10 protein-coding genes are annotated in these 16,074 nt (G+C 31.7%); 3 read left to right on the plus strand and 7 right to left on the minus strand.

Annotated elements, in window-relative coordinates; translation table 11 throughout:
* The first annotated feature begins 191 nt into the window (after positions 1 to 191).
* Both MUN68_RS05340 and MUN68_RS05345 read left to right on the plus strand, forming a co-directional pair.
* On the plus strand, positions 192 to 3,167 hold the full coding sequence (locus MUN68_RS05340) for a hybrid sensor histidine kinase/response regulator transcription factor (RefSeq protein ID WP_249995633.1): 2,976 nt from the start codon (positions 192 to 194) through the stop codon (positions 3,165 to 3,167).
* A gap of 310 nt (positions 3,168 to 3,477) precedes the next feature.
* Complete coding sequence (locus MUN68_RS05345; protein ID WP_249995634.1) at positions 3,478 to 5,574, plus strand: tail fiber domain-containing protein; 2,097 nt, start codon at positions 3,478 to 3,480, stop codon at positions 5,572 to 5,574.
* Here MUN68_RS05345 and ribB read toward each other — a convergent pair.
* The 7 genes from ribB to MUN68_RS05380 all read right to left on the minus strand — a co-directional run bounded on the left by ribB (position 5,571) and on the right by MUN68_RS05380 (position 14,164).
* Positions 5,571 to 6,719 carry a 3,4-dihydroxy-2-butanone-4-phosphate synthase gene (gene ribB, locus MUN68_RS05350; RefSeq protein ID WP_249995635.1) on the minus strand — a complete coding sequence of 383 codons (1,149 nt, stop codon included), beginning with the start codon at positions 6,717 to 6,719 and terminating at the stop codon, positions 5,571 to 5,573. The two genes, MUN68_RS05345 and ribB, sit on opposite strands and share 4 nt — an antisense overlap.
* A 51-nt stretch (positions 6,720 to 6,770) precedes the next feature.
* Positions 6,771 to 9,080 (minus strand): LptF/LptG family permease, encoded by a 2,310-nt coding sequence (locus MUN68_RS05355; RefSeq protein ID WP_249995636.1) that lies wholly within the window; start codon positions 9,078 to 9,080, stop codon positions 6,771 to 6,773.
* 68 nt (positions 9,081 to 9,148) lie between these two features.
* A complete protein-coding gene (locus MUN68_RS05360) occupies positions 9,149 to 9,781 on the minus strand; it encodes a LolA family protein (RefSeq protein ID WP_249995637.1) in 633 nt (210 codons plus the stop codon).
* 33 nt (positions 9,782 to 9,814) lie between these two features.
* Positions 9,815 to 12,229 carry a DNA translocase FtsK gene (locus MUN68_RS05365; protein WP_249995638.1) on the minus strand — a complete coding sequence of 805 codons (2,415 nt, stop codon included), beginning with the start codon at positions 12,227 to 12,229 and terminating at the stop codon, positions 9,815 to 9,817.
* Between the two features lie 97 nt (positions 12,230 to 12,326).
* Complete coding sequence (locus MUN68_RS05370) at positions 12,327 to 12,695, minus strand: diacylglycerol kinase (RefSeq protein WP_249995639.1); 369 nt, start codon at positions 12,693 to 12,695, stop codon at positions 12,327 to 12,329.
* A gap of 4 nt (positions 12,696 to 12,699) precedes the next feature.
* Positions 12,700 to 13,200, minus strand: a complete 501-nt coding sequence (gene tpx / locus MUN68_RS05375) for a thiol peroxidase (RefSeq protein WP_249995640.1) — start codon at positions 13,198 to 13,200, stop codon at positions 12,700 to 12,702.
* Between the two features lie 109 nt (positions 13,201 to 13,309).
* Complete coding sequence (locus MUN68_RS05380) at positions 13,310 to 14,164, minus strand: phosphatase PAP2 family protein (protein WP_249995641.1); 855 nt, start codon at positions 14,162 to 14,164, stop codon at positions 13,310 to 13,312.
* Between the two features lie 238 nt (positions 14,165 to 14,402).
* On the opposite strand from MUN68_RS05380, the gene MUN68_RS05385 reads away from it, so the two are divergent.
* Positions 14,403 to 16,049 carry a lipocalin-like domain-containing protein gene (locus tag MUN68_RS05385; RefSeq protein WP_249995642.1) on the plus strand — a complete coding sequence of 549 codons (1,647 nt, stop codon included), beginning with the start codon at positions 14,403 to 14,405 and terminating at the stop codon, positions 16,047 to 16,049.
* The last annotated feature ends 25 nt before the right edge of the window (positions 16,050 to 16,074 follow it).

Consider the following 16,074-nt stretch of genomic DNA (forward strand, 5'->3'; position numbering starts at 1 on the left):
GGGTCCTAATATTAGCGAAATTTTTAGATGGTAAAACGCATTCAGATCGTTTTGTTTTAAGATATTCTAAGCCTTTTTTAGGTTTTATTTTATAATGTTGCGTATGTAACAGATTATGTTACAATAGGTGTAATCCTAATATATTTGTTATTTATATTATTACTTATATTTAAATGAAATTAAAGATATATATGCGATACTTAATAGTTTTATTCTTCTTACTATATCTAAACTCGGTTGTTTCTCAAAACAATCATTATAAAGATTCAGTTGTAATTTCCGAAAACAAGAAAAAGGTAATTCAACATATCAATCCTAAACCTGATAGTGCACTTTATTACATTAGAAAGAGTTTTAAAATTGCAGAAAAAAGCAACTATCAAAAGGGGCTTGCAGATACCGAATATTTATATGCCCAATACTTTAGAAGAACCCAACAAACAGATTCAGCTTTATATTATTTAGAAAGTTCTGCCAGAAGATCAGAAAAAGAAAAATATAACATAGGTGCAGCTATAGCTTACAATGGTTTGTGTCGGAATTTGTACCTCTTAACCAAATACAATGAAGCAGAAATAGCGTGTAATAAGGCTTTAATAAATATCAATTCAGATATTGAACTTTCATATATGACCAAAGCAGATACTTATACTGCCTTAGGAACTATTTATGCACGACAAGATTTTATTGAAAAAGCTCAAGTTTATTTTCTTAAGGTCGATTCAATGCATATCAATAAAGCCTTACGACCAGATGTCATTGCTGCAGCTTATCAGAATTTAGGAGGCATATATTTAAAGTTTGATGATCCTGATCTTGCAGAATTATATTACCTAAAGGCTAACAGTCAGTTTGAAAAACTGCCAGCTGCTGCTGCAGAATATTATATGAGCACCAATAATATAGAGTTAGGAAAATTGTATTTTAAGCAGAAGAAACTAAACCAAGCAGATAGCATTCTAACCAATTCACAGGCCTTCTTTTTTAAAATTAATGACTTAAGAAATGCTGCAGATATTGGAACTACACTCGCTCAAATTAAATTGGATAAAAATCAATTAGTTGAAGCAGAAACATTATTTACAAAATCTTTCGATTTTTTTGAACAATCAAACTTTAATTTAGAAGCAGCCACTAATGCGCTCGAATTAGCAAAACTTTCATTAAGAAAAAATAATTTTGAAAAGTCTTTATCGTGGTCTCAAATAGGTGTTCAATTAAATAATAGCACCAATAATAGTCTTATTAAAAAGGAATTGGCATTTGTGATGGCAGACACTTATACCTTAATGGGTGAGCATGAAAAAGCAAATAATCTAAACAAAATTGGATATAAAATAAAAGATTCATTAAGTCAGATTCAAATCGCTGAGAAGATTAAGGAGTTTGAAGGAAAATATCAAACAGCACAAAGAGATAAAGAGATTAACTCGTTAAAAGCTGAAAATGAATTAGCACTTCAACAAAAAAAGAATCAACGAGACCTACTAATAGGTGGTATTTTACTTATCGGTTTGATAGGAGTCTTTTTCTTTATTCTTTTCAGAAATAGAAAAAAAACGGCTGATAAACTTAGAGAACTTGATATTGCAAAATCTAACTTTTTTACCAATATTACGCATGAGTTTCGTACGCCTTTAACCTTAATCTCTAATCCTATTGAGGCCACTTTAGAAGATAATACCATATCAGATAAAAAACGACAACAATTTCAAACTGCTAAACGAAATTCTGAGCGTTTATTATCACTTGTTAATCAATTGTTAGACTTCTCAAAAATTGATGCTGGTCAATTAAAGTTGCACATTCAAAAATCTAATGCTATTAATTTTATTGCAGCAATAAGTGAGTCTTTTGCTTATTCTGCAGAACAAAAGGAAATTAATTATAGTTTAAATTTAAATGAACATGATCAGAACGTCTATTTTGATAGAGATGCACTAGAAAAAATTTGTGTAAACCTTTTATCTAATGCTATAAAATATACTCCTGAAAAGGGAACTGTATCATGCGATGCCTTTATTGAAAACGACATACTTCAACTTAAGGTTAAAAACTCTGGTAAAGGATTAACAGAAACAGAATTGAAACATGTTTTTCAACGTTTCTACCAAACCAACGAGCAAAATCAAGGCACTGGAGTTGGATTAGCATTAATTAAAGAATTAGTGGATCTAAACAAAGGAAAAATACAAGTAGAAAGTGCACCGAACTCATTTACCACTTTTACAGTTACATTACCTGTGGACAAGATTAGTTTTAAAAATGAACAATTTATAGAGTCAAAAGAAGATAATACTGTAATTGCTCCAGCCGCAACGCAAATAAATACAATAGAAACAGTAGAAACAGTAGAAACAGTAGAAACAGTAGAAACAGTAGAAACAGTAGAAACAGTAGAACTTGTAGATAACGAACAACCTATTTTATTATTAGTAGAAGACAATGATGATGTAAGACTGTTGTTAAGACAAACCTTTGAAGAGACCTATAATATTGTAACAGCATCAAATGGCGAAAAAGGTATTGAAGCTGCGTTTGAGACCATACCAGATATTATTATTTCTGATATTATGATGCCAGTAAAAGATGGTGTAGCGCTAACACAACAATTAAAAAATGACGAAAGAACTAGCCATATTCCTATTATCCTACTTACTGCAAAAGCTGGAGATCAAAATGAATTGCTAGGCATTGAAGTAGGCGCAGACGATTATATTACCAAGCCGTTTAATTCAAAAATTCTAATGGCTAAAGTCAAAAAACTTATCGAAAATAGGCGTTTATTACAAGAACGTTACAGCCAAGAATTAGTGTTATTGCCAAAAGACGTTAGCATTACTAATATAGACGAGCAATTTTTAGAACGATTACAAAATGTTCTAGATTCTAATTTGGTAGAACCTTCATTTAGTACCAATAGTTTTAGTGTTGCTATTGGGATGAGCAGAATGCAATTACATAGAAAATTAAAAGCACTAACTGGTCTTACAACATCAGAGTTTATTCGTTCTCAACGTTTAAAATTAGCAGCAAAACTTCTTAAAGAATCTGATACTAATATTTCTCAAATTGGTTACAGTGTTGGATTTAATGACCATACATATTTTAGCAAATGTTTTAAAGATTTTTACAATTGTACACCTTCAGAATACGCTAAAAAATAACTCCATTCCGCATTAAAAGTAGATTATTCATACGTATGTTACAATAGTTTCAGCTCTTGTTACAAAATTTACAGAACTCTTTTCTATAGTCAATTACATTTATCATGAATTTAAAGCATTGACTTGCTATAACCTATTCATGTGAAAAAGAAATCTTACATAGGAACTCTTGAAAAGGTTCATGAGAAGCAAATTCTTATAAATATTAATCATTTAGAAAAGGGACTTTATAAGTTGAAGATCGTTCATAATAATAAAGTTATTAAAAGCACAAGTTTTAATAAAGAATAAGAAATAACCCATTTAGAATATGAAAAAACTAATACTTAGTATAGCATTTAATGTGTTTATATTTAATTCATTTGCACAGGTTGGTGTTGGAACAACAGATCCTCAAGCACAATTAGATATCCGATCATCAAATCAAGCTGCTCCAACATCTACAGATGGTATACTTATTCCTAAAGTAGATGTGTTTCCAACAGGAGTTAATGTTAATCAAAACGCAATGCTTGTGTATCTAACAACAACGTTTGGAATTAATGCGCCAGGGTTTTATTACTACAACCATGGAACAGGCTGGTTGCCAATTGGCAATGGAGCAAGGGCAATTAATGATTTAATAGACGGTAAATCTGATAATGATGGCTCAGATGATGGCTCGTCTGTTTTTTTAGGAACTGGAGCTGGTTTTATTGATGATAGTTCAAATAATCATAATGTAGGAGTTGGTTATCAATCTCTTAGTTCAAATATTATAGGTAGTGAAAATACAGCAATAGGGTATCAAGCTTTATCTTTAAATACAACAGGTACTCTAAATGTGGCAACAGGGTTTAGGGCTCTGTATCTTAATAGAGAAGGAGATTATAATACAGCAACTGGTTATAGGGCTTTACGACAAAATACAGAAGGAAATGGTAATGTAGCTACTGGGTATCAATCTTTATTTAGTAATATAACAGGAAACTCTAATATTGCGACTGGAAATAACAGTTTACATGATAATACTGAAGGAAATTATAATATTGCTTTTGGTACTGGAGCTTTAGGTGATAATTTAACTGGAAGCGCAAACATAGCTATTGGTCTTTTCGCTTTAGATTTAAATACAGAAGGTGATGCTAATATTGCTATTGGAATCCGAAGTTTGCGTACTAATGATTCAGGAGATTATAATGTCGGTTATGGTTTTGAATCATTATATCGAAACATAACAGGGTCTTATAATATCGCGTTAGGTTATCGTGCAGGTTATTATGAAACAGGTTCTAATAGATTATATATAGAAAATTCAAGCGCAGATGCAAATAATGCGCTTATATATGGTGAATTTGATAATGATCTTTTAAGAGTAAACGGCACTTTAGATATCAATAGCGCATATCAATTCCCAACCGCAGATGGCGCTATAAATCAAGTCTTACAAACTGATGGAGCTGGAAATGTTACTTGGGCTAATTCAACCGTCACTCATGAAATAAATGATCTAGTTGATGGTAAATCTGATAATGATGGTTCAGATGACGGTTCTTCTCTTTTTTTAGGCATTGGAGCAGGTGTAAATGACGATAGTTCAGATAATCGAAATGTAGGAATTGGATATCAGTCTCTTAATTCAACTGATATAGGTGATAATAATGTAGCTTATGGGTTTCAATCTCTATTCAGTAATTCAACAGGGTCAAATAACATCGCTATTGGCTATCAAGCAGGATATAATGAAACAGCTTCTAATAAATTATACATTGAAAATTCTGATGCAGATAGCACTGAAGCTTTAATCTATGGAGAGTTTGATACAGATGTTTTGAGATTTAATGGTAACGTAACTATCAGTAATGTCAATGCAACTCATACGAATGCAACATTGTCTTTGAATAATTTAGAAGTTGCCGATCTTGGAGCAAATAATTTAGGTTTAGATGGAGATATTGTACCTTTTGGTGGAAGTGTTTCTGGATATGATTTAGGTAATAATACAGCAACAGAACATTGGGATGATGTGGTAGCTGATGATTTTGTGAATTTTTCTGATAGAAGGCTTAAAAATTCTATTAAAGAAATACCTTATGGTTTAGAAACGGTTTTAAGTCTTAATCCAGTAACGTATAGGTATAATAAAGATTTTTCAATTGACGATCGTTTTCGTCTAGGTTTAATAGCGCAAGAGGTAGAAGTCTTAATTCCTGAAGTTGTGTTTAACGATGACATAGACGCTAATCCAGAAACAGGAGAAAAAATAATTACTAAAAGCGACTATAAATCGATGAGTTATGTTGAGTTAGTGCCTGTGTTAATTAAAGCGATACAAGAACAACAAGATGAAATTGAAGTATTGAAACGAGAACTAAAAATATATAAAACTCTAGAAGATAGAATTAAGGGTTTAGAGCAAAAGAATTAATAATTAACATATTCCACAATCTCTAATCCATAGCCAATCATTCCAACACGTTTAGTTTGTTCAGTATTAGAAATCAAACGAAGCTTGTGAATATTCAGGTCATGTAATATCTGAGCTCCAATTCCAAAGTCTTTACTATCCATATCAATTCTTGGCGCTTTAGTAACCTTACCTTCTACCTGACTATCTTTTAAAATATGTAATCGTTTTAAAAGATTCATAGATTGCGACTGCTGATTAATAAAAATAATAGCGCCTTTTCCTGCATCATTAATAACCTTAAACATATCGTCTAATTTCTCATCAGCATTGTTGGTAAGTGTTCCTAAAATGTCATTATTTACCAAAGTCGCATTAACTCGAGTCAGTACAGGTTCATTTTTGGTCCAGCTCCCTTTTGTTAAAGATATATGTATTTGATTGTTAGTTGTTTGTTGATATGCTCTTAAACGAAAATTACCAAATCTAGTTTCGATATTGAAGTCTTCTTTTTTCTCTATTAATGAGTCATGTTCCATGCGATAAGCAACTAAATCTTCTATGGATACAATTTTTAAATCAAACTTTTTAGCTACCTTCATAAGCTGAGGTAACCTTGCCATGGTTCCATCCTCATTCATGATTTCTACAATAACTCCCGCAGGTTCAAGACCAGCAAGTTTTGCGAAATCAATAGCAGCTTCAGTATGTCCAGTTCGTCGTAAAACACCACCTTCTCTAGCTACAAGTGGAAAAATATGACCAGGTCTTGCTAATTCAAAAGGCTTAATATTTGGATTAATAAGCGCTTGAACCGTTTTTGCTCTATCACTTGCAGATATTCCTGTGGTAACACCATTTCCTCTCAAATCTACAGAAACAGTAAAAGCAGTTTCCATAGGATCTGTATTGTTATTTACCATCATGTTTAACTCAAGTTCTTTGCATCTACTTTCGGTTAAAGGAGCACAAATTAGACCTCTACCATGAGTGGCCATAAAATTGATGGTTTCAGGTGTTATCTTACTTGATGCTGCAAGAAAATCACCTTCATTCTCTCTGTTTTCGTCATCAACAACTATAATGACTTTTCCGTTTTTAATGTCTTCTATGGCCTCAGAAATAGTATTGAGCTCTATTTTTGCTGAATTTTTAGTATTTGTCATTGTACTGAGCATAACGATAAATTAGAATTACAAAGATATGGCTTATTTTTTCTATGCTGAAAAGTCTTCAGTTATTTTATTTCGCCTTTTTAAATATATAACGGGATAAATGATAAATCCTAAAACAGTCATTATAAGTTGAGAGTCTGACGTTCGATTAATAAGATTATAAATCTTTTTAAAATAAATACTAGAAGCGATGTAATAAATTAAAAATAAAAGACCTGAAATTGCAGATAGCTCTAAGGTAGCGCTTTCAGCTGCTGCTAAGTTGTTGTTTTTAAATACAAAGTGTAAAACAAACAATACAATGCCAATTATGTAAAATATTAGGGCAAATTTTGAATACGATTTGTAATCGTTTAAGACTGTTTCTATTCCTTCTATTTCTAAGAGATTTGATTTGTTAGCAGATTGATGTTCTGCATCGTCATCCGTTTTATTGACTTTTAAATCTTCACTAATCTTTTTCTTTTGAAAAAAGTAAAACAGAAAATATAAAGGCAAACCACCAATTGCAAATACTAAAGCATTAGCAACATTACTTATGCCTAGATGTTTATATAAATTTGAGTTGTCTATAAAGGATTTAATAAATGCAAACAAATAGAATACTCCGACTATAATTCCGCAAACAAATATGGTTTGTCCAATAGAAGGGAAACCATTGTTTTTCAAAATTGAACCAGGAAGTATTAGTATTAATGTTATGGCATAAAGGATGAAAGCTAATTTTGAGTTTTCTTCGTATAAATATTTTAAACGTATTGATTCTTCGTAGTCATAATCAATTAGATTACCTCCAAATTTTAATTCTTGTTGCGAAATTCCTCTAGATTCTAATAATTGTAATGAAGAATTTTTGTATTCAATGCTGTAGTCATATTTTCTATAGTGCTTAACCACATCAATTAATTTTTTATTGTCGTAGCTGTTTAATGTTTCATAAGCTTCAGAATCTGCTTTTAAAATATTTGTGTTGTAAATGAGTGTTTTTCTTTTTAAACCAAAGAGTTTTTTTAGAGGCTCTAATAAACCTTCAGATTCAAATAATTGTCTGTCTTTTGTTGCTCTTCGAGTAAGATAGATGCTTAAAGGCAGCATGATAAGCGTCGATAACCAAGTTGCAAAAACAGGGTTTAATGTTCCGTCATAAGAGCTGTTTTTTGCAAAAATTCCAATGAAGTGATAGGTTAAAAACAATAATATTGCGATAACTAAAGGCAAGCCAATACCTCCTTTGCGAATTAATGCTCCTAAAGGTGCTCCAACAAAAAACAGAATTATACAGGCAATGCTTAATATATACTTTTCATGTAGTGAGATAATGTGTTCATTTAGCCATTTGGTAGATCTAAATGTCTGTTTTTTATTTGCAGATATAATTTGTATCGAACTGGAAGCAGTGTTAGCTGCAAGATTAAGTATTTGTATTTTAGTTGTGTTTTTATATAAACTAAAAATATCTCCTTTAAAGATTGAATCTTTTTTGGTCGTAATATTCTGATTTAGATTTTCAAAAGTTGAACGTGCATAAAGTGTGTTTGAAAAATCTTTTAATTTCTCTGATTTCTGTTCAAATAAACTGTCAATTGTATAGTTAAGACTGATTATGTCAAGCATATTGTAACGATTATCATAACTTTTGTCATCGATATCTACATCGTTTAAACCTTCTAGATCTACATTAATTGTGTATTCCTCAAAATAACTTTTTGCATAGGGTTTTTTGCTGCGTTGTTTAGGTTTTTTACTAAATATTTCTTCGTAATAATTACCTTCAAATAATACGAGTTGGAGAATGTTTGAATTTGGATTACTCTTTAATTCACCAGTTTTAGAAATGATTGCAGTTGAGTTTCCAGAACGACGAACTCCTTTTTTATGAATCACAACGTTTTTGAAAAACTGACCTTTATCTCCGCTTTTTTCTTGAACTTTTATGTTGTAATCACCAATGTCATTAAACTGTCCTTCCGCAATGGCCATTGCAGGTTGTACTTTTGCAATGTTCTTTCTTAAGTTGTAAAAATTGTAATTCGCCCAAGGAATGACATAATTTGAAAAAACAAACGTAGTTAAGCCAAGTAGCACTATAAAAACACTTAAACTTCGCATTGCACGTTGAAGCGAAATCCCAGTAGACTTCATAGCTGCAAACTCATAATTTTCAGAAAATTGTCCGAAAACCATAATTGAAGCTAACAAAATAGTAAGTGGTAATATTAATGGAATTAGAGTAGGAGTTACATATAATAAGAATTTTAATATAACACCAACGGCTAAGTCTTTTCCTGCTAATTCGCTAATGTATAGCCAAATAGATTGTAAAACAAAAATGAGCATGAGTATAATAAACACGCTCAAAAAAGTTTTTAAGTAGGTCGTTAGTATGTACCTATCTAGTATTTTCATTGATGGTTAATGGCCTAATCGAGTCTATTAATATAATAGTCTCCATATTTACTTTTGTCAAATGTAAACAAGGTTTTTGAAATCGGCTCATTCGTTTTAAAAGAATTAACAGTTAAGGTAGTTTTTGTGCCGTTTTTTCCAATTTCAATTAAATTGTAGATGTGTTTTGTATGTGCATCAATACCTAATAATACCTGCTTTATTTCAGAATTTGTATCAATTGGATTTAATTTTACATACTGAATTTTTCTTCCTTTTACATTCTGAACAATATCCATTTCATAAGTATAACCTTCTTTGTAGAATGACAACATTTTACTTGGCGTAATTGTAGTTTCCTCTTCTGTATTATCCGAAGAAATAGTGACTTCTTCATCTTCTGGACTTATGGTATAGAGTGTTGTGCCATCATAAATTTGAGTAAGACCAAGTATGTTTAGCACATAATTATCACCTTGTATAACAACATCTCCTCGAGTTTCTTGATTAATGCTTTCACTCGTGTTTTCAAGAACATATTTGAAATCTATAGATATGTTTTCATATGATTTAGTTTTGTCATACACGTCATTAAGTAAGGTTTCTGCATCTTGGGCAAAACCAAATGAACTTATTAAAACTATTACTACTAGTACTATTTGTTTCATCTTCAAAATTAATGTTAGTTATAAACTTCTTAATTACGATTCATTTTCTAATAATTGATCTAGAGCTACTAAATCTGGAACTAAAACTTGTCTGGCTTTACTGCCTTCAAAACCTCCAACAATGCCTGCAGCTTCAAGTTGATCGATTAACCGTCCAGCTCTGTTGTAACCCAGTTTAAGTTTTCGCTGTAATAAAGAGGCAGAACCTTGTTGTGCAATTACAATAAGTTCAGCAGCTTCTCTAAACAGTTTATCTCTGTCTGCAATATTGTTATCAATACTTGTGCCACTTTCTTCGCCTACATATTCAGGTAATAAATAAGCATCAGGATACCCTTTTTGTGCACCTATAAAATCAGTAACTTTTTCAACTTCTGGAGTGTCTACAAATGCACATTGAATACGAGTGATTTCGTTTCCAGAGGTATATAGCATATCACCACGACCAATCAATTGGTCTGCTCCAGAACCATCTAAAATGGTTCTCGAATCTATTTTAGACGTTACTCTAAAAGCGATACGAGCTGGAAAGTTTGCCTTAATAATACCTGTAATTACATTAACTGAAGGACGTTGAGTTGCTATGATAAGGTGAATTCCAATAGCACGAGCTAATTGAGCCAAACGAGCAATAGGAGTTTCTACTTCTTTACCAGCAGTCATAATCAAATCTGCAAACTCATCAACGACTAAAACAATGTAAGGTAAAAATTGATGACCATCGTTAGGGTTTAGTTTACGTGCTTTAAATTTTGCATTATATTCTTTAAGATTACGACACATGGCATTCTTAAGCATTTCGTAGCGATTGTCCATTTCGATACAAAGCGAATTTAACGTGTTAATCACTTTGGTGTTATCTGTAATAATAGCTTCTTCGCTATCTGGTAATTTCGCTAAGTAATGACGTTCAATTTTATTAAAAAGCGTAAGTTCAACTTTTTTTGGATCAACTAAAACAAACTTAACTTCTGCAGGATGTTTCTTGTATAATAATGATGTTAAAACGGCATTTAAACCTACAGATTTACCTTGTCCAGTTGCTCCTGCCATCAACATATGTGGCATTTTTGCTAAGTCGACAACAAAGGTTTCATTGCTAATGGTTTTTCCAAAAGCAATAGGAAGTTCCATTTCTGATTTTTGAAATTTTTGTGATGCAATTACTGATCGCATCGATACAATGGTTGAATTTTTATTTGGCACTTCAATACCAATAGTTCCTTTGCCAGGAATTGGAGCAATAATACGAATTCCTAAAGCCGAGAGCGATAATGCAATATCATCTTCAAGGTTTTTGATTTTAGAAATACGTACTCCTGCTTCAGGCACAATTTCATACAACGTTACTGTTGGGCCAATTGTAGCTTTAATACTTGCAATACCAATTTTGTAGTTGTTCAAGGTTTCTACAATTCGGTTTTTGTTTTCTTCAAGTTCTTCTTGATTTATAGTAATACCTTCAGTATTGTACTTTTTTAATAAATCTAAAGGCGGAAATTCAAATTTACTTAGATCCAAAGTTGGGTCAAATTGTCCGAAATCTTCAACCAATTTGTTTGATAGGTTATCAGTTTCTGAAACTTCTTCTTCAATTGTTTTAATTTCAATATTTAACTCAGGCTCTGGTTCAATCTCTAGTTCGGGTTCAGGTTTATTGATTTTTACTTTTGGAGTTTCAGTCTTCTTTTCTGGTTTCGAATGGTTTTCAATCGTAGGTTCAACTTCTGCTATGTTTAATTCAAAAGCAGATTTTATGTCTTCAGCTTCAGCAGATAAATCATTATCTAAAGGAACTATGTTGTCTTCATTTGCTGTTTTTACAGAATTAATTTCGTCTTTAAGCTCTTTATTTGCTCTCTTAAAAAGGGCTACAATAGATTCTCCAGTAACTTTAAAACGAATGGCTAAATAAATTATTAGAATAAAAACAAGTAGGAGTACAGTGCCTATTTTTCCCATATAATCTTGAAAGAAGCTATTCATTTCAAAACCTATAGTTCCACCAAGTGAATCGTATTTGTGTGCGAAAAAACCAAAGAAAACAGATAGCCAGATAGCAATCAGTGTTCCCCAAATCCAATGTTTAAGTAGTTTAGATTTATTAATATCTAGAGCAACATAAACTCCAGAAAGGAATAATAACCCTGAAAAAATAAATGACGAGACACCAAAAGCTTTATTGATAAACAAGTCGCTTACCCAAGCACCAAGTTTGTTGAGCCAGTTTTTTGTTTCGACATCTCTTGAAGAAAATTCTGTGAGTGTACTTTGGTCAGTTTGTCCAGTAAAGAAAAATGATAAGAATGCTATAAACAATAAGACGCCAAGAATTATTAATAAACTACCAAAAATCAATTTTTGTTGACTTGATAATTTAAAACTTGGTTTTTTTAGTTTAGGCGTTGCTTTAGCTTTGCTTTTAGTCTTAGTTTTTTTCTTCGCCATTAAAGGGTTCTTAGTGTAAAACAAAAATACAAATTACTAACGTTTATCCTAACTTTAAAGTATTTAAAGCGATGAGATATTAACGGAGTTGTTAACCTTAAAATATTTTCGGAATGTAAATAATCAATGCGGCAATTACAGCAGAAACTGCCGCGATTAAAACGGCTCCAGCCGCAATGTCTTTTATTCTTCCGATATGTTCATGAGTATCGGGATGTACAAAATCTGAAATGTGTTCAAAAGCAGTGTTCATACCTTCCAGGCTCATAACTAATCCAATAAAAACAATTTGTATGAGCCATTCTGTATTAGAAATGTCAAAATAAAACCCAGTTATAGTTACAGCTATTGCTATACAAACTTGGATTTTTATACTCGATTCTGTTTTTATAAGATGCACAACTCCTTTGTAAGCATGACCTACGCTTTTTAATCGGTTGACTAAAAAAGAATCTTTTTTTGACATAAAACTAAGACAATGCGTTTAGCGCAGCTTTGTAATTAGGTTCGTCTGAGATTTCTGGTACTTGTTCAGTATATATAATCTTGCCTTTTACATCAATTACAATAATGCATCTCGATAATAAGGTTTCAAGAACACTATCTGTAAATTTAAGATTATAGTTAGTTCCGAAATCACCTGTTTTGTAATCTGATAAGCTAATGACATTATCTAAGCCTTCAGCACCACAAAAACGAGCAAAAGCGAAAGGTAAATCTTTAGAAATACATAATACTTTAGTGTTGTCTAATGCGCTCGCTTCTTTATTAAAAGTTCGCATAGATTGTGCGCAAGTACCTGTGTCTACACTTGGAAAAATGTTTAATACTAGGTTTTGTCCTGCAAAATCGTTTAATGTTTTAGTTGATAAATCTACTGCTGTTAATTTAAAATCTGGAGCTTGAGAGCCTATTTCAGGAAGTGTTCCAGAGGTGTGTACGGTATTTCCTCCTAATGTTATTGTTGCCATGTTTTATGTCGTTTTATTTTTTGTATTACTAAATTAAGTATTATTTAAATTTTAAACCTTAAGCTTTCATATTATTTTGTAATAGTTTTACAGATGAATTATTAAATGTCTAAAAAGAGCCTACAATTCCAATTTGATTTCCTCCAAACTTTAAATTCCAAGACATATGTTTTTTCTTCTGAGAATAAGCATAAGTTTTTTCATTGAAAAGATATTTATCAATACTATCAACAACGATAATGCTAATTGCTGCGCTAAAAGCAATATCAGTAATCCAATGCGCATCATCAATTAATCTAGAAATAGGAGGAATAGCTCCAATAGTATATATTCCAATTTTCGTCCAAGTATTGTCAAACTGCTTTGCTATGGCATGTGCCATGGTAATAGAAAGTGCTGTATGTCCTGATGGAAATGAATGATATTTCGCCTCACTTGAAAATGGTTTAAAATCTAAATGATCTAAATCAGAACCAGGCCTAGCTCTTCCAAATACTGATTTGCTAATTGTTTGTATCAATCCGGTTGTAATTGATGATGAAATTATTAGAACACTCGTTTTTCTGACTTTTTCATTCTTTGTGATTAATCCAAAACCATATAGTCCAGCATTAGCTATAAAATAGTTTTGCGGACTACCAAAATACCATCCAAAATCTCTAACAACTTTAGGGAAATTGCTTTTTTGATTTTGAAAAAAGTCTCTTGTAGGATTGTCTGCAACCGTCAATGCCGTTGTTCCTGCTAAAAGGATTCCTAATTTTGTAAAATCTCTACTTTTCCATGTTGCAGGCTTTGATAAGGAATGGCCTACGGCTTTAAAAGTTAGTTTTGTGTCATATTTGAGTAATGTCCATGATGTTTCAGAGCTGTCTATACGCTTAGTAGGCTGTATATTTTGTGATAGAACAAAGTTTGAACAAAATGAGAAGAAAAAAAATAAAAATAACGTAGATGGTCTCAATGATTTTGAATAACAATTATCGACAAAAATAAAGCATTTTCATTTTTAGATTTCACAAAAAAATGCTAATAAAATGATTTTTTGTTATCTCAATTCAGCACCAAGCTGTTTTTCAAAGTTTGCTTGAAGCTCATTAATGATTTTCTCAATTTATTTGTGTGAAAGTATACTAATTATTAAGTATTCTGACCTTAATTAATTTTTGTAACTTGTTTGTTTACTAATCAACCCATTTATAATGAAAAATTTTATTCGCTTTTACTTTTTATTTAGTTTAATTATCGTTGTTTTTTCTTGTTCAGATGATAATGATTCTGACAATTCACCTGATCCAAATAACGAATATATAGAGTATTTAAATACTCCTAATTCTGAAGGGCAATTATTATCTGAAATTTATATGGATAATGATAATGCTACGACTTATGTATATGGAAAAACAGATGGAGATGGAGCGCCTTTGGAGATTCAAAGTTTTGCGTATAATGCTGACAATTCAAATAAAGTCGATTATGTTATTTTAGATGATAATCAAAGAGTCTCATTACTGTATTCTGAAACTAATGGCTTAAAAGATGATATTATTCATAAGTTTATTTACCCTGAAGATGGATTGGTAAACTATGTTGTTTATGAAAGAGATTGGATTACGATGTCTGATGCAGTTATTAATTTTACTACAGTAGAATATGATGGAGATAGTTTTACAGGTTATGGTCTTCTAAGAAACGCAAGTAATGTAACAGGAATTGAATGGAATGCGGTTAAAGGTTGGTTAGGTGTTTGTGTTGGTGTTGCAGGTGCCGCAATTTTGGTGGTTACAGCTCCTACAGTATTGGCAGGAGTTTTAGCAGCAGTTATCTTTGCTGGAGCAGCTTCAGCTTCTGAGCCTCCTGTTGAGGAAACTAATCCAGATGCGCCAGATACACCAGATACTACTTTAGATGAAAACCAATGTGAAGATTCAGATTTGGAAGTCATAATAGGTGTAGATCCAGGAAATCTTTTAGTTGCTATTGTTAATGGAGATACAGCAAGTTATACCTTTTACTGGTCTACAGGAGATGTAGATACTGGAATAATCACTGATTCTATTGTAGCTCCAGGAGACGGTAACTATTACCTTATGGTTATTGATGATAATGGTTGTATTGCTTTTGGATCAGCGACCATAGGTTCAGAGCCTGTAGATGCTCAACTATTAATTGCAACTTGGTATCTTGTTGGCGAAACGGAAAATGGAGTAAACACATTTGATGTTGATGATTGCAATATTACAGTTGAATTCACCGAAAATCAACTTATTGCAACCGAGTTTTATGGTGATGCTTGTGAGTTATCCGATGAAATACCTAGTAACTACGAAGTTAACGGTAACATCATTACTGAAACAGCAGATGGAGATACATCATTCATTACAATTTTAGAATTGACACCTTATAAAATGGTACTACAAGAAGTTGATGGGGCGTTTACTTATGTTGAGACCTATACTAATATTTTTGGAGGATGGTTTTTTGCTGAAAATTCTAATTGTGTTGTTTCAAATGGTGATACTTTTATGGATAATGGATCTGGTGAGCTTTTAACTTTAAATGAAGATTATACAGCGATTTTACCTGATGATTCCAATGGTAATTATTTGACAAATAGTTTTACTTTTGAAAATAATATTCTAACTATAAATTTAAGTTATCAAGATTTTTTCTCACCAGCATGTGATGGAGTTAATTTTCAAACAGCTACTAATTCTATGACTTTAACTTATGATAAGGTTACCAATACGTTTAATGGAACTTCACAAAGTAGCAGAACAGATGTTATTGGGTCAGATTGTACTAGGTATGGAGAGACTTGCACAGGCACTGTTTCGTTGACACGTTAGTAGCAATAAAATAATAAAAAAGCCT

Origin of the sequence: Psychroserpens ponticola, assembly GCF_023556315.2 — a bacterium.
Taxonomy (GTDB): Bacteria; Bacteroidota; Bacteroidia; order Flavobacteriales; family Flavobacteriaceae; genus Psychroserpens; species Psychroserpens ponticola.

Coding starts and splice junctions, on each gene's coding strand:
- ribB (WP_249995635.1), bottom strand. CDS start 6,719: ATGACAAATACTAAAAATTCAGCAAAAATAGAGCTCAATACTATTTCT.
- MUN68_RS05370 (WP_249995639.1), bottom strand. CDS start 12,695: ATGTCAAAAAAAGATTCTTTTTTAGTCAACCGATTAAAAAGCGTAGGT.
- MUN68_RS05385 (WP_249995642.1), top strand. CDS start 14,403: ATGAAAAATTTTATTCGCTTTTACTTTTTATTTAGTTTAATTATCGTT.
- MUN68_RS05345 (WP_249995634.1), top strand. CDS start 3,478: ATGAAAAAACTAATACTTAGTATAGCATTTAATGTGTTTATATTTAAT.
- MUN68_RS05360 (WP_249995637.1), bottom strand. CDS start 9,781: ATGAAACAAATAGTACTAGTAGTAATAGTTTTAATAAGTTCATTTGGT.
- tpx (WP_249995640.1), bottom strand. CDS start 13,200: ATGGCAACAATAACATTAGGAGGAAATACCGTACACACCTCTGGAACA.
- MUN68_RS05340 (WP_249995633.1), top strand. CDS start 192: ATGCGATACTTAATAGTTTTATTCTTCTTACTATATCTAAACTCGGTT.
- MUN68_RS05365 (WP_249995638.1), bottom strand. CDS start 12,229: ATGGCGAAGAAAAAAACTAAGACTAAAAGCAAAGCTAAAGCAACGCCT.